This window comes from Streptomyces tanashiensis (genome assembly GCF_014648895.1).
Classification (GTDB): Bacteria; Actinomycetota; Actinomycetes; order Streptomycetales; family Streptomycetaceae; genus Streptomyces; species Streptomyces tanashiensis.
Genome location: NZ_BMRZ01000001.1, coordinates 1 through 18071, shown reverse-complemented (window position 1 = coordinate 18071; position 18071 = coordinate 1). Strand labels below are relative to the sequence as shown.

Genomic DNA, 18071 nt, shown 5'->3' with positions numbered 1-18071 from the left:
ACTCATGACCTTCCGTATGCCCGCCGAGTGGATGCCGCACGAGCGCACCTGGATGGCCTGGCCCGGCACCAACCCCACCTTCACCAACGAGGAGGAGCTCGCCGAGGCCCGCTCCGCCTGGGCGTCGGTGGCCCGCGCCGTCCGCCGCTTCGAGCCGGTGACCGTCGTCGTCGCGCCCGGCGACAGGGAGTCGGCCGCCGCGCTCCTCGGCCCGGAGATCGACCTGGTCGAGCGGGAGCTCGACGACGCCTGGATGCGGGACATCGGCCCGACCTTCGTCACGAACGGCACCGAGCTCGCCGCCGTGGACTGGGTGTTCAACGGCTGGGGTGCCCAGGACTGGGCCCGCTGGGAGCACGACTCCAAGATCGCCCGCCATGTCGCGGACGCGGCGGGAGTCCCCGTACTGACGTCTCCGCTGGTGAACGAGGGCGGCGCGATCCACGTCGACGGCGAGGGCACCGTCCTGCTGACCGACACCGTGCAGCTCGGCTCCGGCCGCAACCCCGAGTGGACCCGTGAGCAGGTCGAGAACGAGATCCACGCCAAGCTCGGCACGACGCAGGCGATCTGGCTGCCCCACGGCCTCGCCGGCGACTACGGCCTCTACGGCACCCAGGGCCACGTCGACATCGTCGCCGCCTTCGCCCGCCCCGGCACGGTCCTCGTCCACAGCCAGCAGGACCCGGCCCACCCCGACTACGAGCGCTCCAAGATGTACGTGAACATCCTGCGCGGCCAGACCGACGCCCAGGGCCGGCCCCTGGAGGTCGTCGAGGTCCCCGCCCCGACCGTCCTCAAGGACGAGGAGGGCGACTGGGTCGACTACTCGTACATCAACCACTACCTGTGCAACGGCGGCGTCGTCCTCTGCGCCTTCGAGGACCCCCACGACGAGCTGGCGGCCGAGATCTTCCGCCGCCTCTTCCCGGAGCGCGAGGTCGTCCTGGTCGACGCCCGCACGATCTTCGCGGGCGGCGGCGGCATCCACTGCATCACGCAGCAGCAGCCGAAGGTCTGACCCGCCCGGCCCCCGCGGATCACTCGTCCGACGGGGGCCGGCGCCGCGCCGACAGCGAGACGGCCGTCCCAGGCGTCACCTTCGGGGAGGGCCCGTCGGCCGCATCCTGTAGAACGTACGAGTGAGTCAGAGCAGCAACCCCACCACCCCCTCCCACCCCCGGCGGCGCAACCAGGCGGCCCCGCCGCGGGAGGACGTGCTCGCCGCGGCCATGGACACCATCGCCGAGCGCGGGCTCGACGGGCTCACCATGGCCGGGCTCGGGCGGCAGGTCGGGATGAGCAGCGGGCACCTCCTCTACTACTTCCGGACCAAGGACGAGCTGCTGCTGCAGACCCTGGAATGGAGCGAGGGGCGGCTCGGGGCCGAGCGGAGCGCTCTGCTGTCCCGGCCGGGGACGGCGCGCGACCGGCTCGACGGATACGTCGACGTGTACGTGCCCCGCGGGCCCCGCGACCCGCACTGGACGCTCTGGCTGGAGGTCTGGAACCGCTCGCAGAACGCCGACGACGACGCCCGCGCCCGGCAGGCCGCCATCGAGGGGGCCTGGCACCGGGACCTGGTCGCGATCCTCGCCGAGGGCGTCTCGCGGGAGGAGTTCCGCGCGGTCGACCCGGACCGCTTCGCCACCCGGATGCGGGCCCTGCTCGACGGCTTCAGCGTGCACGTCGCCGTCGGCATCCCGGGCACGGGCCGGGAGCAGGTCCTCACACACGTGCGGGAGTTCCTCGAGCAGAGCCTGCTCTCGCGACCGTAACGCACGTAAGTACACCCGATCGTTGTGCGCTACAGCCTTGTTGGCGCCGCGTGATCTCCGGCACGGTTCCTGCCCATGGGACGAGAGCACTGGAAGAAGATCTGGGTCGGCTCCGCGGGCAACATGGTCGAGTGGTTCGACTGGTTCGTGTACGCGAGCTTCGCCACCTACTTCGCGGGGGCCTTCTTCCCCGAGGGCGACGACACCGCCAAGCTCATGAACACCGCCGGCATCTTCGCCGTCGGCTTCTTCATGCGCCCCGTCGGCGGCTGGCTCCTCGGCCGGGTCGGCGACCGGAAGGGCCGCAAGGCGGCGCTCACCCTCACGGTGACGCTGATGTCGGCCTCCGCCGTGCTGATCGCCGTCGCGCCGACCTACTCCTTCGCCGGATACGGAGGCGCCGCCGTCCTCCTCCTCGCCCGCCTCCTCCAGGGCCTCTCCGTCGGCGGCGAGTACGCGGCCAGCGCCACCTACCTCACCGAGGCCTCCGCGCCCGAGCACCGCGGCTTCGCCTCCAGCTTCCAGTACGTGTCGATGACCGCCGGCCAGATCCTCGGCCTCGGTCTGCTGCTCGTCCTCCAGCACACCCTGTCCGCCGACGCCCTGCACGCCTGGGGCTGGCGGATCCCGTTCGTCGTCGGCGCCCTCGGCGCGGCCGTCGTCTTCTACCTGCGCCGGAACATGCTGGAGACGGAGGTGTACGAGGAGACCGCCGACTCCGGGGTCGCGCGGGGACAGCAGGGCACCCTCAAGGCCCTGTGGGCGCACCGGCGGGAGGTCTTCCTCGTCATCGCGCTCACCATGGGCGGGACCGTGGCGTACTACACGTACACCACCTACCTCACCAAGTACCTCTCCAACTCCGCCGGGCTGCCGAAGCAGACCGCCACCCTGGTCTCCTTCTGCGCGCTGATCGTCTTCGCCTGTCTGCAGCCGCTCGCCGGCCGGCTCTCCGACCGGATCGGGCGCCGCCCGCTCCTCATCACCTTCGCGGTCGGCTCGACCCTCCTCACCGTCCCGATCCTGACGATGCTCAAGCACGCCGGCTCCTTCTGGCCGGCCCTCGGCCTCTCCCTCCTCGCGCTCCTCGTCGTCACCGGCTACACCTCGATCAACGCCTGCGTGAAGGCCGAGCTCTTCCCGACCGGCATCCGCGCGCTCGGCGTCGCCCTGCCGTACGCCATCGCCAACGCCCTCTTCGGCGGCACCGCCGAGTACGTGGCGCTCTGGTTCAAGGACGCCGGGGCCGAGTCGGGCTTCTCCTGGTACGTGGCGGGCTGCGCGGCCGTCTCCCTGGTCGTCTACCTCACGATGCGGGAGACCCGCGACATCGACCTGGGCCGCGTCGGCGCAGCCGGCTCCGCGCTGCCCGGACAGGGGCCGGGAGAGCGGCCGGGGCAGGAGCGAGATCAACTGCCCGTATCGTGAGACCGGCGTCCCGTCGGCCGCGCACCTGTGTCAGACTTCCGGCGTGCTTGCTACCACGATGATTATCGGCAGCGGCGCGCCGGTCCGCAGTGGCCACTGAATCGCGGCACCACCCCCGCGGCAGTGGACACCGTGCCTCAGACCCGCGCGCAGACCTCTCGCACCCGCGAGGGGTTTTTTCGTTTTCCGGCCCCACCCATGCCGGAAACGGACGACGCGTGAGAATGGGGGCAAGTGGATCCATCCCTTCCGGAGCCACATCCGACAGGAGCCATCACAGCCATGACCACGGAGAACGCCGAGGGCTCGCGCCTCGACGACAGCTTCCATGTCTTCGACACGACGCTGCGCGACGGGGCGCAGCGTGAAGGCATCAACCTCACCGTCGCGGACAAGCTGACCATCGCCCGGCACCTCGACGATTTCGGCGTGGGCTTCATCGAGGGCGGCTGGCCCGGCGCCAACCCGCGCGACACGGAGTTCTTCGCCCGTGCCCGGCAGGAGATCGCGTTCAAGAACGCGCAACTCGTCGCCTTCGGCGCGACCCGCAGGGCCGGTGGCAGCGCGGCCGAGGACCCGCAGGTCAAGGCGCTCCTCGACTCCGGCGCTCCGGTGATCACCCTGGTCGCCAAGTCGCACGACCGGCACGTCGAGCTCGCCCTGCGCACCACTCTGGAAGAGAACCTGGAGATGGTCCGCGACACCGTCTCCTACCTGACCTCCCAGGGGCGCCGGGTCTTCATCGACTGCGAGCACTTCTTCGACGGCTACAAGGCGAACCCGGACTACGCCAAGGCCGTCGTCCGCGCCGCCCACGAGGCCGGGGCCGACGTCGTCATCCTCTGCGACACCAACGGCGGCATGCTGCCCGCCCAGGTCCAGGCCGTCGTCGCCACCGTCGTCGCCGACACCGGAGCCCGCCTCGGCATCCACGCCCAGGACGACACCGGCTGCGCCGTCGCCAACACCCTCGCCGCCGTCGACGCGGGCGCCACCCACGTCCAGTGCACCGCCAACGGTTACGGCGAGCGGGTCGGCAACGCCAACCTCTTCCCCGTCGTCGCGGCCCTGGAGCTCAAGTACGGCAAGAAGATCCTCCCCGACGGCGCCCTCGCCGAGATGACCCGGATCTCGCACGCCATCGCCGAGGTCGTCAACCTCACCCCCTCCACCCACCAGCCGTACGTCGGCGTCTCCGCCTTCGCCCACAAGGCCGGACTCCACGCCTCGGCGATCAAGGTGGACCCCGACCTCTACCAGCACATCGACCCCGAGCTGGTCGGCAACACCATGCGGATGCTGGTCTCCGACATGGCCGGCCGCGCCTCCATCGAGCTCAAGGGCAAGGAGCTCGGCGTCGACCTGGGCGGCGACCGCGCGCTCGTCGCCCGGGTCGTCGAGCGGGTCAAGGAGCGCGAGCTCAAGGGCTACACGTACGAGGCCGCCGACGCCTCCTTCGAGCTGCTGCTCCGCGAGGAGGCCGAGGGCCGGGCCCGTCGCTACTTCCGTACGGAGTCCTGGCGGGCGATCGTCGAGGACCGCCCCGACGGCACCCACGCCAACGAGGCGACCGTGAAGCTCTGGGCCAAGGGCGAGCGGATCGTCGCCACCGCCGAGGGCAACGGCCCGGTCAACGCCCTCGACCGGGCGATGAGGGTGGCCCTGGAGCGGATCTACCCGCAGCTCGCCAAGTTCGAGCTGGTCGACTACAAGGTCCGCATCCTGGAGGGCCGCCACGGCACCGAGTCCACGACCCGGGTCCTGGTCACCACCAGCGACGGCAACGGCGAGTGGTCCACGGTCGGCGTCGGCGAGAACGTCATCGCCGCGTCCTGGCAGGCCCTGGAGGACGCCTTCACGTACGGCCTGCTGCGGGCCGGGGTCGACCCGGCGGAATAGTCCGTATCGCCCATCTGTGTTCGGTTTGGTCTGGTTCGGGTAGCGTCGAACCATGAGGACCAGGGCGATATCCGTGTGGTCGGCCCTCGGCGGGCTGTTCCTGCTGCTGCTTCTGGTCCTGGCGCCCACCGCGGGCGCCAGGGCCACGGGCGTGTCCGACGCGGCCGCCGCCCTGAAACAGGGCCCGGTGTACGTCGACCCCGGCGCCGCCGACCAGCTCTCCAAGGCCGACGCGGACGCCCTCGCGCAGAAGATCAAGAACGCGGACAAGCCGCTCCTCGTGGCGGTGCTCCCCGCGAACGCGCAGTTCCCGCCGGAGAACCTCTTCCAGAACCTGCGCACCCAGACCGGCATCACCGGCCTGTACGCGATCCGCCTCGGCGACGGCTTCGACGCCCGCGCCGACCGCTCGGTGATGTCCCGGGACGCCGTGGACAACCTCGTCACCTCCGTACGCCAGCCCGGCGCCGACGCGGCCACCGAGCTCAACAACTTCGTCGACCAGGCCCTGCCCACCCTCCGCGGCTCCGCCCCCGCCTCCTGGGGCTCCGCCGGCACGGACTCCGGCGTCCCCGTCGCCGGGCTCGTGACCCTCGGAGCGGTCGTCGTCGCCGGCGGCGCGGGCGCCTACGCCGTCGTCCGCCGCAACCGGCTCCGCAAGGAGGCCGAGGAGCGTGCCGCGCTCGACCGGCTCCGGGTCGTCGTCGACGAGGACATCACCGCCTTCGGTGAAGAGCTCGAACGCCTCGACTTCCACCCCGCCGAGCGCGGTGCCGACGACGCCATGCGCGGCGACTACGAGCGCGCCCTCGACTCCTACGACCGGGCCAAGTCCCTCATGGGCGCGGTCGCCCGGCCGCACGAGGTCCGCGAGGTCACCCAGGCCCTGGAGGACGGCCGCTACTCCCTGGCCGTCCTGGCCGCCCGCCGCGAGTCCCGCCCGCTCCCCGAGCGGCGGCCCCCGTGCTTCTTCGACCCCCGTCACGGTCCCGCGGCCGACGACCGGACCTGGACCCCGGCCGGCGGCGCCCCCCGCCAGGTCCCGGTCTGCGCCGCCGACGCGGCCCGCCTCGACGACGGCCTCGACCCGGTGGCCCGCACCGTCGACACCGACACCGGCCGCCGCCCCTACTGGGAGGCGGGCCCCGCCTACGGCCCCTGGGCCGGCGGCTACTTCGGCGGCGGCATGCTGCCCGGCCTCCTCGTGGGCACCATGCTCGGCTCCATGCTCGCCACCCCCGCGTACGCCTCCGAGTACGGCGGCGGCGACTTCCAGGGCGGCGACTTCTCCGGCGCCGACTTCAGCTCCGGGGACTTCGGGTCGAGCGACTTCGGGGGCGGCGGGGACTTCGGCGGCGGCGGTGGATTCGACGGCGGCGGCGGCTTCTGACGGCTCAGACCAGCGGCTTCACCGACATCAGCAGATGGCGGTGGGTCGCCTCCGGGCCGTCGGTGAGCAGGGCGCGCTGGCCGGGCCCCAGGAGGTGGAAGTGGACCTCGGGCGAAGCCAGTGAGCCCAGCGCGTCCAGGAGGTAGCCCGGGTTGAAGGCGACCGTCAGGGACTCCGCCCCCGTGAGGGTGGCGGGGAGGCGCTGGGAGGCCACGTCGTCCTCGTAACCCGCCTGGAGGTGCAGGCCGGTGGGGGAGAAGGCCAGCTGGACCGGGCTGTCGCCCTCGGCGACGACCGCGACCCGCCTGACGGCCTCGGTCAGCGGGGCCCGCCCGGTGACCGCGAGGGCGTGCTCGCCGAGCGCGAAGAGCTTGTCGTGACGGGGGAGCCGGCCGTCGAGCAGCCGGGTGGTGCTGCGGGTGTCGGCGCTCTCGAAGCCGAGCGAGCCGGAGTCGAGGGCGAGACGGGCCGGGCCCGTGCCGGCGAGGGAGCGGGCGATCTCGGTGAGGCGGCGGGCCGGCACCACCACGTCGGCCCCCTCCGCGGGGGCACCGGCCTCCGGCTGCCACTCCAGGGTGCGGACCGCGTAGCGGTAGCGGTCGGTGGCCGCGAGCGTCATCGTGGCGCCGTCCAGGGCGAGGCGTATCCCGGTCAGGACGGGCAGGGAGTCGTCCCGGCCGGCGGCCACCGCGACCTGGCCGACCGCCGCGGCGAAGGCGTCCCCGTCCACCAGGCCGCGCACCTCGGGCAGGGCGGGCGCGGCGGGGTAGTCGTCGAGCGGCAGCAGGGAGAGGCCGAAGCGGGCGTCGCCCGAGGTCACCGAGAGGCGGGCGCCCTCGACGGCGAGCTCGGCGGGGCCCTTGGGCAGCACCTTGCAGATGTCGAGCAGACGCCGGCCGAGGACGAGCGCCCGGCCCTCGACGGCGGTGTCGGCCTCGACCTCGACGCGGGCCGAGGCCTCGTGGTCGAGGCCCGAGACGCGCAGTCCGCCCTCCGCCGCCTCCAGGAGCAGTCCGCCGAGCACGGGCAGGGGGGAGCGGGCCGGCAGCACGCGCGCGGCCCAGGCCACGGCGTCGGTCAACACGGCGCTGTCGATGCGGAATTCCATGCCGGCGACGCTAGCGGCCGCCACTGACAACGGCGTCGAGCGGCCGTTCCGGGCAGGATCGAACTCCACTCCGCGGAACGGGAAGGGAACCGCGCCCTTGATCGTTCTGCTGGGTGACCACGGCAGCGACAGACAGGGGGAGTGGAGCCATGCCCGACGTCCACGGCACGGTGGAGCCCGGATTCGAGTCCGTACGGGAGGTGTTCGCGGGGATCGCCGCGAACGAGGCGCGGGACGGCGGTGCCCAGCTCGCCGTCCACCACCGCGGCCGGCTCGTCGTCGACCTCTGGGGCGGGGACGGCGTCGACGGCGACTCCCTGCTCGGGCTGTACTCCTCCTCCAAGGGCGTCATGGCCCTGATCACCGCCCTCCTCGTCCAGGACGGCGTCCTCGACCTGGACCGCGAAGTCGCCTCCTGGTGGCCCGAGTTCGCCGCCGAGGGCAAGGAGAGGATCACCCTCCGGCAGCTGCTCGCCCATCGCGCCGGACTGATCGGCGCGGACGGCGGCCTCTCGGACGAGGAGCTCGCCGACGACCGCCTGATCGCCGCGCGCCTCGCAGGGCAGCGCCCCTTCTGGGAGCCGGACACGGGTCACGGCTACCACGCCCTGGTGATCGGCGCCCTGGTCGGCGAGGTGGTGCTGCGGGCCACCGGCCGGACGGTCCAGGAACTCTACGAGGAGCGGGTCCGCGTCCCGTACGCCCTCGACTACCACCTCGGCCTGCCCGAGGAGCTCGAACCCCGCTTCCGTACGGCCCTGCCGGTCCGGCCGACCCCCGCCGAGCAGGCCTTCCTCGCCGAGAACCCGGTCGCACCGGACAGCTTCATGGCGATCGCGTTCAACCTCCACGCCGATCCGCCGTTCGACGACGTCGGGTACGGGAACTCCCGGGCCGTCCGCGTCCAGGCACCGCTCTCCGGCGGCGGCGTCGGCACCGCCCGCGGCCTCTCGCGGATGTACGCGGCGATCGCCGGCGAGCTCGACGGCCGGCCTCCGCTGCTCACCCCCGGCACCCTGGCCGAGTTCGCCCGGATCCACTCCGAGGGCACCGACCTCGTCACGGGCTCCGAGAACGCCTTCGGCCTCGGCTTCGTCCCGCTCGCCACCCGCCACCCGTCCCTCGGCCCGACCGCGGTCGGCCACAGCGGCGCCCCCGGCTCCCAGGCCTTCGCCGACCCGTCCACCGGCCTGGCCTACAGCTACACCCGCCGCCGCTTCGGCTTCCTGGCCGGCCCGGGCGCCCCCGAGAACGACCGCCTCGTCCCGGCGGTCGTGGAGGCGGCGAAGTCCGTCTGACCTGCGCGATCGCGTGCCGGGGCGATGCGGGATCGTGACCCGCCCGGGCCCGCCGCGCCCCTACGATCCTCGTCATGATCATCCTTGCCGTGGACCCCTCCTCGGAGTCCTTCGCCCAGGGCCAGGCCATCGGGACGCTCCTGGTCGCCGTCCTGGCCGCAGCCCTCGTCTGGCGCCTCACCCGCTCCTGGCGGCAGGAGGCCCCGGGCCGCGGCCCCGCGCCCTCCTCGCCGGCCCCGCTCGCCGAAGCCGCGGAGGCCGACGCGCGTGTCACGGACGGTGGCGCCGACGGATCCTGGGCGCGCGCCCGGCGCCGGCAGAGGATCGTCCTCGGCGTGGTCGCGGCGATCGTCGCCCTCGGCGTCACGAGGGCGCTCTCGTTCGAGGGGGAGCCCCCGGCGGCGCGGTCGGGGGCCGGTTCCGCCGCGGTGGCCGGGGCCGGGCAGGGTGAGGCCGTCCCGGACCGGGTCGTCGAAGGGCCCGAACGCGTCGGGGAGTACCGGCTCCTTGCGGGGGAGGACCCGATGAAGGGGAAGAAGAGGCCGAGGGGCAGGCAGTGGTACTACGACCGTGACGGCGACGGGGCCCCGGACCTGATGCTCGGCATCGACGCCGTCGAGTGGGACCCCTCCCTCGCCGCGGAGAAGGGGAGGGACACGCTCGACCAGGAGCTGCGGAACTTCTTCGCCGGGGCGAAGGCCCAGGACGTGACCCCGTTCGACGCCGGCCCCTGGGGCGGCAAGCTGAGCTGCGGGACCCTCGCGGCGTCCGGGGCTCAGCCGGTGCTGTGCGCGTGGACCGATTCCGGAACCTTCGGCAGCGTGCTGCTCGGAGGAGGAGGCGGCGACCTCGCCGGGGCCGCGAAGACCGCCCTCGCCTTCCGCACCGCCGCCGAGAAGCGCGGCTGACGCCCGGTCCCGGAAACGCCGAGCGCCCGCCTTCCGCTGCTGCGGAGGGCGGGCGCGCTCGTGTGTCCGGGGGTGCCGGAAAGGATCAGGCGGCGTTCTTGATCGCGGAGATGTCGAAGTTCAGCTTGACCTTGTCGCTGACCATGACGCCGCCGGTCTCCAGGGCCGCGTTCCAGGTCAGGCCCCACGCGGAGCGCAGGATCTCGGCGGAGCCCTCGAAGCCCACGCGCTCGTTGCCGTAGACGTCCGTCGCGGTGCCGTTGAACTCCAGGTCGATGGCGAGCGGCTTGGTGACGTCCTTGATGGTCAGGTCGCCGGTGATCCGGTACTTGTCGCCGCCCAGCTGCTCGGCGCCGGTGGAGCGGAAGCTCATCAGGGGGAACTGCTCGGCGTCGAAGAAGTCGCCGCTGCGCAGGTGGCCGTCGCGGTCGCCGATGCCGGTGTCGATGGAGGCGATCTTGACGTCGATCGAGGCGGTGGAGGCGCCCGGGTTCGAGCCGTCGAGCTTCAGCGCGCCCTCGTGCTCGGCGAAGGTGCCGCGGACGTTGGTGACCATCGCGTGACGGACGGTGAAGCCGATGCTGCTGTGCGCCGGGTCGATGGTGTAGTCGCCACTCAGGGCGGCCAGCGCCGGGTCGACGGGCAGGGTGGCGGTGGCGACGGCGGACTCGGTGCTCTTGCGGCCGAAGATACCCATGACGTGCTCCTTGTCGGTGTTTGTTGAACCTTCAACGAGAACGACTGTAACCCTATTCCGTTCAACATTCAACATCCCTGGAGGATGTTCATCCGGATGGCGTCACACGGACACCGACGCCCTCTGGCGGACGCGCGTAGAACTACGGCACCATCTCTCCAGCGCCACCGGATCCACCGGCTCCACCTGCACCGCCGTCCCCATCCGTCACGGTCACCAGCAGGAGGCACTCCCGATGAAGCTCCGCTCCGTCCTGACCGCTCTGGCCCTCGTCCTCGGCGCGCTCTTCGCGCCCGGCGTCGGCGTCCTCACCGCCGCCGGCGAGGCCCACGCGGTCACCAAGATCAGCCACGCCACCGCGACCTCGATGTTCCGGTCCTCCGGCATCACCTGGTCCTCGTCCGGCGGCTGCTCGGACCGCAACAACTCCACCTGTACGTCCTTCGAGCAGCTCAACCTCGCCACCGCCCAGGGCGCCCAGACCCTCCGGAGTGCCAGCGGCTGCGCCCTCAACATCACCGGCGGCACCGAGACCGGCCACGCGAGCGGCACCTACTCGCACTGGAACGGCTACAAGCTCGACTTCGGCAAGGCCACCTGCATCACCAACTACGTGAAGAACACCTTCACCTACATCGGTGTGCGCGGCGACGGAGCCCCGCAGTGGAGGTCCGGCGCGGGCAACGTCTACGCCGACGAGGGCAACCACTGGGACGTGACCTTCTACAACTGCGGCGGCTGCTGACCCGTACAGCGGCGAACGAGCCCCCTTCGGTGGTCACTTGGACTAACCGAAGGGGGTTCTTGGACTGGAGGGGTCCGCTCGGCGCGATCTCGTTGACGGTGCCGCCGGGGCGCGGCTGACTGGTCCGCATGTCCCTCCCCCTCTCCTCCAGACTCCGTGCGGCCTGCGCGCTCGCGGCCGCCTCGGCCACGGTGTTCGCCCTGTCCGGGCCCGCCCTGGCCGACACGACCGGGGCCCCCGCGGCCGCGTCCGCCGACGCCGTCATCGGCTCCGACCAGCTCTCCGTCGCCGTCGCCGAGGACTTCCCCCGCGTCCTGTCGTACACCGACAGGGCGAGCGGCGCCCGCCTCCTCGGGAGCACGGCCCCCGTCACACAGGTCGTCCTCAACGGCACCGCCCACGCCGTCCAGGCCAAGGGCGCCCCCGTCCTGACCGCCGGCTCCGCCGCGTACACCCTCGTCTTCCCCGACCTGCCCGGCGTCGAGATCGACGCCCGGCTGAGCGTGGCCGGCCGGACCACCACCTTCAAGGTGACCGCCGTCCGGGACACCGAGACCTTCCGCGTCGGCACGATCGACGTCCCCGGCCACGACCTGGTCTCCGTCGGCTCCTCGGACACCGGCGCCGCGACCGCCTTCACCCGGCTCGACCCGGACTCCACCCGTACCGCCGACGTCTTCGCCCAGGTCACCGACGCCACCGCCGCCGAGGCGAACCCGGTCGGCGCGAGCTACGCGATCGTCAACACCGGCCGGCTCGCCGCCGCCGTCGAGTCCAACTCCAGCTACGACAAGCCCTCCGGCGCCTCCGCCCGCGACGGCGCCCGCTTCTGGCACCAGGCCCGCAGGAACGGCGCGGAGACCCGCGTCGGCGTCTGGTCCGGCCAGTGGACCTACCGCGGCGCCGGCGCCCCGCAGCCCGAGAGCGGCGACAACCTGCCCTGGGCGAAGGTCGTCGTCACCCCCGACGCCAACGCCGACGGCACCACCGACTGGCAGGACGGCGCCGTCGCCTTCCGCGCGATCGGGATCAAGGCCCCCGGCAGCGAGCAGACGCCCGGGAGGGTCGTCGCCCACATCCCGTTCAACTTCGCCTCCCAGGCCACCCACCCCTTCCTGCGCACCCTCGACGACGTCAAGCGGATCTCGCTCTCCACGGACGGACTCGGCCAGTTCGCGCTGCTCAAGGGGTACGGCTCCGAGGGCCACGACTCCGCCCACCCCGACTACGGCGGCAACTACAACAAGCGGGCCGGCGGCCTCGCCGACCTCAACACCCTGCTGCGCGAGGGCAGGAAGTGGGGCGCCGGCTTCGGCGTCCACGTGAACGCCACCGAGTCGTACCCCGAGGCGAAGAACTTCAGCGAGACCCTCGTCGACAAGACCAAGCCCGGCTGGAACTGGCTCAACCAGAGCTACTACATCGACCAGCGCCGCGACGTGAACAGCGGCGACCTCGCCCGCCGCTTCCAGCAGCTCCGCGACGAGACCGACCCCAACCTGTCGATGCTCTACATCGACGTCTACTACACGCACGGCTGGATCGCCGACAAGACGATGCAGGCCGTCCAGGCGCAGGGCTGGAACGTCGCCACCGAGTGGTCCGAGAAGTTCGAGCGGTCCTCCCTCTGGGCCCACTGGGCCAACGACCTCGACTACGGCGGCGCCACCAACAAGGGCCTCAACTCGCAGATCATCCGCTTCATCCGCAACGGCGAGAAGGACGTCTGGAACAACCACCCGGTCCTCGGCCAGACCGCCCTGGTCGACTTCGAGGGCTGGACCGGCGAGACCGACTGGAACGCCTTCTCCGCCAACATCTGGCAGCGGAACCTGCCCGCCAAGTACCTCCAGCAGCAGAAGATCACCCGCTGGAACGGCGACGACATCACCTTCACCGGCGGCGTCCGCGGCACCGTCGAGAACGGCCGCCGCACCTTCTACGAGAACGGCCGCAAGGTCCTCGACGGCGAGAGCTACCTGCTCCCGTGGGACGGCGGCAAGAAGCTTTACCACTACAACAAGTCCGGCGGGACGACCAGTTGGGCCGTACCCGGCGGCACGCGCGCGTACACCGTCTACAAGCTCACCGACAACGGCCGCGTGAAGACCGGCACCGTACGGCCCTCCGGCGGACGGATCACCCTCGACGCCACCGCCGGACAGCCCTACGTCCTCTACCCGGACAGCGCCCCCGCGCAGACCGCCCCGCGGTGGGGCCAGGGCACCCCGGTGAAGGACCCCGGCTTCAACGACGCGAAGCTCGGCGCCTGGACCACGGCCGGCACCGTCGCCCGAGACACCGACGACCAGGGCCGCAACAGCGCGAAGCTCGGCGGCACCACCACCGCCTCGGTCCGCCAGCAGATCACCGGCCTCACCCCCGGCAAGCGGTACACCGCCTCCGCCCTCATCGAGGTCGAACCCGGCAAGACCCGCCCGACCACCCTCTCCGCCGGCGGCACCGCCGTCACCGTCGAGCGCTCCTCCCTGGAGGACCGGGTCGCCGCCTCCGACTGGAACGGCACCCGCTTCCAGCGCGCCAAGGTCACCTTCACCGCACCCGCCGGCGGCTCCGTACCGCTGCGGATCCAGGCCGCGAGCGGCAGCGAGGCGACCGTACGGATCGACGACGTCCGGATCGTGGCCAACGCCCCCGCGACGAAGGCCGGGACGGTCGCGTACGAGGACTTCGAGGCCGTCGACCAGGGCTGGGGCCCCTTCCTCAAGGGCGACTCCGGCGGCACGACCGACCCGCGCACCCACATCGCCCAGCTGCACGCCCCGTACACCCAGGCCGGCTGGAACGGAAAGCCGATCGACGACGTCATCGGCGGCGCCGAGACCCTCAAGTCGCACGACGAGAACAGCGGACTCGTCTACCGGACCGCGCCCTGGACCGTCCCGATGAAGGACGGCCACAACTACCGCGTGGAGTACGACTACCAGTCCAGCCACGCGGGCGCGTACGAGTGGGTCACCGGCTACGACCGCGCGAACGGCACCGGGGCGGTCGAGACCCGGCGCACCCCGATCGGGCAGCAGCGGACCACCGGGCACTTCACCGAGACCGTCACCGCCGGCTGCGGCGACACCTGGACCGGCCTGCGCAAGCGCGGGGACGCCCCCGACGGCGCCGACTTCGTCCTCGACGGCTTCACCGTCACCGACCTCGGCCCGGCCGCCGAGCGCGCCGCCTGCGGCACGCTCACCGTCACCGCTCCCGAGACCCTGGAGCCCGGCCGGCCGAACCAGGTCACCGCCACCTTCGGCAACGACGAGGCCACCGAGGCCACCGGCGCCCGGGCCGTCCTCACCCTCCCCGAGGGCTGGACCGCCGAACCCGCCGCGCCCGTCGCCCTCGGCACGGTCGCCCCGGGCGCGAAGGCCACCGCCACCTGGCAGGTGACACCGCCGGTGGACGCGGCCTACCAGCCGTACCCGCTGGGCGCCTCCGTCGCCTACACCGTCGGGGGAGGGGAGCGGAAGCTCACCGCCGCCACCACCGTGCGCACCCTGCCGCCGCCGCCCACCGCCGACAGCTGGGCCAGTGACCTCGACTGGACCTCGTCCGAGAACGGCTGGGGACCCGTCGAGCGCGACCTCTCCAACGGCGAGACAGGCGCCGGCGACGGCTCCCCGCTGCGGATCGGCGGAGTGACGTACGCGAAGGGTCTGGGCACCCACGCCCCGGCCAAGGTCCGCTACTACCTCGGCGGCCGGTGCACCTCGCTCACCGCCGAGGTCGGGGTGGACGACGTCCAGACCAGCCGCGGCAGCGTCCAGTTCAGTGTGCTCGCGGACGGCGCGGAGAAGGTGAAGTCCCCGGTCCTCAAGGCCGCGGACCCCGCCTGGTCGCTCACCGCCGACGTCACCGGCGCCTCCTACGTCGACCTGGTGGTCGGCGACGGCGGCGACGGGAACGGCAACGACCACGCGGACTGGGGGAGCGCCCGCTTCCACTGTGGGAGCTGACGGAGGCCCCGAGGCGGTAAGCGCTTGCCGTGCTCATTGATTGCGTCGGAAACAGGGTGTTACACCGGGCGCCGACCGGTCTCCACCACTTCCCCCGGGAGGCTCCCGTGTCCCTGCCCCTCTGGTCCCGCCGCACCTTCCTGAGCACGACGGCCGCCGCCGCGACCGCCCTCGCACTCTCCCCCTCCGCCCGCGCGGCGGACCCGGCGGACGAGTTCGAGACACTGCGGCTCCGCTGGCTCGACCTCCAGCTCGGCTCCGGCTTCGACGCCGGGGCCGAGCCCTACGCCGGCCGGCTCGCCGAGACCGGCACGCTCGCGCGCACCTTCCGCGCGGGCATGGCCGCCACGCCCACCTCGCTCTGGCCCGACGCCCCCTTCGACCCGCCGGCCGGCATCACCCAGAGCTACAGCCGCCTGTGGACCATGACCCAGGCGTACGCGCAGCCCGGCACCGGACTCACCGGCGACGAGAGCCTGCTCGCCGACGTGCTGCGCGGCCTCGACCACCTCTCCGCCACGGTCTACCGGGCGGGCGCCCCGCGCTACGGCAACTGGTGGGAGTGGCAGATCGGCAGCCCCCGCCTCCTCATGGACATCGTGGCCGTGCTCCACCCGCGGCTCGGCGCCGAGCGCATCGCCGCCGCCTGCGCCGCCGTCGACCACTTCGTGCCCGACTCGGTCCTCACGAACTACTCGGGCACCTCCACCGGCGCCAACCGCGTCGACCTCTGCCGCTCGGTCGCCCTGCGCGGGGTCCTCGGCGCGAACCCCGCCAAGATCGCCCTCGCCCGCGACGCCCTCTCGCCCGTCTTCCCGTACGTCGCCCAGGGCGACGGCCTCTACGCCGACGGCTCCTTCGTCCAGCACACCTGGGTCGCCTACTCCGGCACGTACGGGCAGGTCATGCTCGACGGGCTCGGCCGGCTCTTCTCCCTCCTCGCAGGCTCCAGCTGGGCCGTCACCGACCCCCAGCGGCAGATCGTCCTCGACAGCGTCGAGAAGGCCTACGCGCCCTTCCTCTACGACGGCCTGATGATGGACGCCGTCAACGGGCGCGCCATCAGCCGCGGCTACCTCAAGAACGACGACCGGCGGATCATGCGCTCCGACCACTTCCACGGGCAGGGCGTCATCGCGGCCATCGCCCTCCTCGCGGGCGGAGCGTCCGCGGCCGAGCGGGACCGGTGGCACGCGCGCGTGAAGGGGTGGATCGAGCGCGACACCGTCTCCCCGATCCTCGCCGCCCGCCAGTTCGGCGTCGCCGACCTCGCCCGGCTGCACGCGGTGGCCGCCGCCCCCGTCCCCGCCGCCCCCGAACCCACCGGCCACCGGCTCTTCGCCGCGATGGACCGGGCCGTCCACCGCCGCCCCGGCTGGGCCGCCGGCATCGCGATGGCCTCGGACCGGATCACGTACTACGAGTGCGGCAACGGCGAGAACCCGCGCGGCTGGCACACCGGCGCCGGGATGCTCTCCTGGTGGACCCCGGACCTCGGCGACCAGTACACCGACTGGTTCTGGCCCACCGTCGATCCGTACCGCCTCCCCGGCACCACCGTCTCCACCAAGCGGCTCGCCGACCGGGCGGGCGGCGAGTGGGGCGCGCCCCGACCGGCCGTGCGCTGGGTCGGCGGGGCCACCGACGGCGAGTACGCGGCCGTCGGCCAGCACCTCAAGGGCCTCGGCTCCACCCTGGAGGCGCGCAAGTCCTGGTTCTGCGCGGCGGACGCGGTCATCTGCCTGGGCGCCGGGATCACCGCGACCGACGGGGTGCCCGTCGAGACGGTGGTCGACAACCGGCTCCTGGGGGAGGCGGGCACCCAGGCCCTCACCACCGGCGGCGGCTGGGCGCACCTGGAGGGCCACGGCGGCTGGGTCTTCCCCCGGGGGACGCGCGACCTGCGCACCCTGCGCGAGGACCGTACCGGCGCCTGGAGCGACATCAACACCACGAGCTCCACCGAGCGCCGCACCCGCCGCTACCAGACCCTCTGGCTGGACCACGGCACCGACCCGGTCGCGGCCTCGTACGTGTACCTCCTGATGCCGGGCGCCTCCCGGCGCACGGTCGCCGCCCGCGCCGCCGACCCCCGCTGGCTGCACGTTCTCGACAACACCGCCGAGCGTCAGGCGATCGCCGTCCCGTCCCTCGGAATGACCGCCGCGAACCTCTGGCAGGCCGGTACGGTGGGACCCCTCACGGTCACCGCGCCCGCGAGCGTCCTCGTCCGGCGCCGCCGCTCCGTCCTCGATCTGAGGGTCTCCGAGCCGCTGCGCACGGGGCAGCCGCTGGAGCTGGTGTGGAACCGTCCGGTCCGCCGGGTGCTCCGCCACGATCCCTCGGTGGAGGTCCTCGCCACCGGGTCCGCGCTGCGGCTGCGGATCACCCCGGGTACCGGGGGTACGACCCATGGTTGCGAGGTTCTCGTCTAGGTCTATGTCGGAACCCGACAAACACGAGGGGTGTCTGGCTGTTGACTCGGGCTGGACGGGCAAGGGTTCTGTCCAGCCCCACCAGGATTCGACACGCGAGACTGTACGGAGTCGACGGCGGGGTTTTCTTGTGTGACTTCGTAGGGTCGGTACATGACCGTTGTGGACCAGATCCCGAGCGAGCCCGCTGACGCCCGTGGCCGAGTGGCCGAGCTGCACGTCCTGCGCGAGCAGGCGCTGCGTGGCCCGAGTGAGCGCGCGACCGAGGCGCAGCACGCGAAGGGCAAGCTGACGGCGCGTGAGCGCATCGAGCTGCTGCTCGACCCGGGTTCCTTCAACGAGGTCGAGCAGTTGCGCCGGCACCGCGCCCAGGGCTTCGGCCTGGAGGCGAAGAAGCCGTACACCGACGGT

Annotated in this window: 13 protein-coding genes; 11 read left to right on the top strand and 2 right to left on the bottom strand. The window is 72.6% G+C overall.

All coding sequences use genetic code 11. From position 1 onward, the window contains the following. Positions 1 to 4 precede the first annotated feature (4 nt). The 5 genes from IE237_RS00065 (at position 5) to IE237_RS00045 (ending at position 6495) form a co-directional block, all read left to right on the top strand. Positions 5 to 1021, top strand: coding sequence for an agmatine deiminase family protein (locus IE237_RS00065; RefSeq protein ID WP_189799699.1), 1017 nt, complete (start codon positions 5 to 7; stop codon positions 1019 to 1021). A 211-nt stretch (positions 1022 to 1232) separates the two neighbouring features. Next, a complete protein-coding gene (locus IE237_RS00060; protein ID WP_229842267.1) occupies positions 1233 to 1778 on the top strand; it encodes a TetR/AcrR family transcriptional regulator in 546 nt (181 codons plus the stop codon). A gap of 75 nt (positions 1779 to 1853) precedes the next feature. Further along, positions 1854 to 3206: an MFS transporter gene (locus IE237_RS00055; RefSeq protein ID WP_189799697.1), complete on the top strand. Its 1353-nt coding sequence runs from the start codon at positions 1854 to 1856 to the stop codon at positions 3204 to 3206. A 282-nt stretch (positions 3207 to 3488) separates the two neighbouring features. After that, positions 3489 to 5105, top strand: coding sequence for a citramalate synthase (gene cimA / locus IE237_RS00050; protein ID WP_189799696.1), 1617 nt, complete (start codon positions 3489 to 3491; stop codon positions 5103 to 5105). Between the two features lie 52 nt (positions 5106 to 5157). Further along, entirely contained in the window at positions 5158 to 6495 is a 1338-nt protein-coding gene (locus tag IE237_RS00045; RefSeq protein WP_189799695.1) for a hypothetical protein, read from the top strand. A gap of 4 nt (positions 6496 to 6499) precedes the next feature. Here the strand turns inward: IE237_RS00045 and dnaN are convergent, their stop codons facing one another. Then, complete coding sequence (gene dnaN / locus IE237_RS00040; protein ID WP_189799694.1) at positions 6500 to 7603, bottom strand: DNA polymerase III subunit beta; 1104 nt, start codon at positions 7601 to 7603, stop codon at positions 6500 to 6502. Between the two features lie 149 nt (positions 7604 to 7752). On the opposite strand from dnaN, the gene IE237_RS00035 reads away from it, so the two are divergent. Both IE237_RS00035 and IE237_RS00030 read left to right on the top strand, forming a co-directional pair. Next, complete coding sequence (locus tag IE237_RS00035; protein WP_189799693.1) at positions 7753 to 8901, top strand: serine hydrolase domain-containing protein; 1149 nt, start codon at positions 7753 to 7755, stop codon at positions 8899 to 8901. 74 nt (positions 8902 to 8975) lie between these two features. Continuing rightward, complete coding sequence (locus IE237_RS00030) at positions 8976 to 9809, top strand: hypothetical protein (protein ID WP_189799692.1); 834 nt, start codon at positions 8976 to 8978, stop codon at positions 9807 to 9809. 85 nt (positions 9810 to 9894) lie between these two features. Here IE237_RS00030 and IE237_RS00025 read toward each other — a convergent pair whose 3' ends face one another. Further along, positions 9895 to 10506 carry a YceI family protein gene (locus IE237_RS00025; RefSeq protein ID WP_189799691.1) on the bottom strand — a complete coding sequence of 204 codons (612 nt, stop codon included), beginning with the start codon at positions 10504 to 10506 and terminating at the stop codon, positions 9895 to 9897. A gap of 235 nt (positions 10507 to 10741) precedes the next feature. On the opposite strand from IE237_RS00025, the gene IE237_RS00020 reads away from it, so the two are divergent. The 4 genes from IE237_RS00020 to IE237_RS00005 all read left to right on the top strand — a co-directional run. Next, positions 10742 to 11251 carry a hypothetical protein gene (locus tag IE237_RS00020; protein ID WP_189799690.1) on the top strand — a complete coding sequence of 170 codons (510 nt, stop codon included), beginning with the start codon at positions 10742 to 10744 and terminating at the stop codon, positions 11249 to 11251. A 128-nt stretch (positions 11252 to 11379) separates the two neighbouring features. Continuing rightward, complete coding sequence (locus IE237_RS00015) at positions 11380 to 15225, top strand: endo-alpha-N-acetylgalactosaminidase family protein (protein WP_189799689.1); 3846 nt, start codon at positions 11380 to 11382, stop codon at positions 15223 to 15225. Between the two features lie 113 nt (positions 15226 to 15338). Beyond that, positions 15339 to 17660 carry a polysaccharide lyase 8 family protein gene (locus tag IE237_RS00010; protein ID WP_189800625.1) on the top strand — a complete coding sequence of 774 codons (2322 nt, stop codon included), beginning with the start codon at positions 15339 to 15341 and terminating at the stop codon, positions 17658 to 17660. A 153-nt stretch (positions 17661 to 17813) separates the two neighbouring features. Continuing rightward, on the top strand, positions 17814 to 18071 hold a 258-nt coding region (locus IE237_RS00005), incomplete at its 3' end, for a carboxyl transferase domain-containing protein (RefSeq protein WP_308433012.1).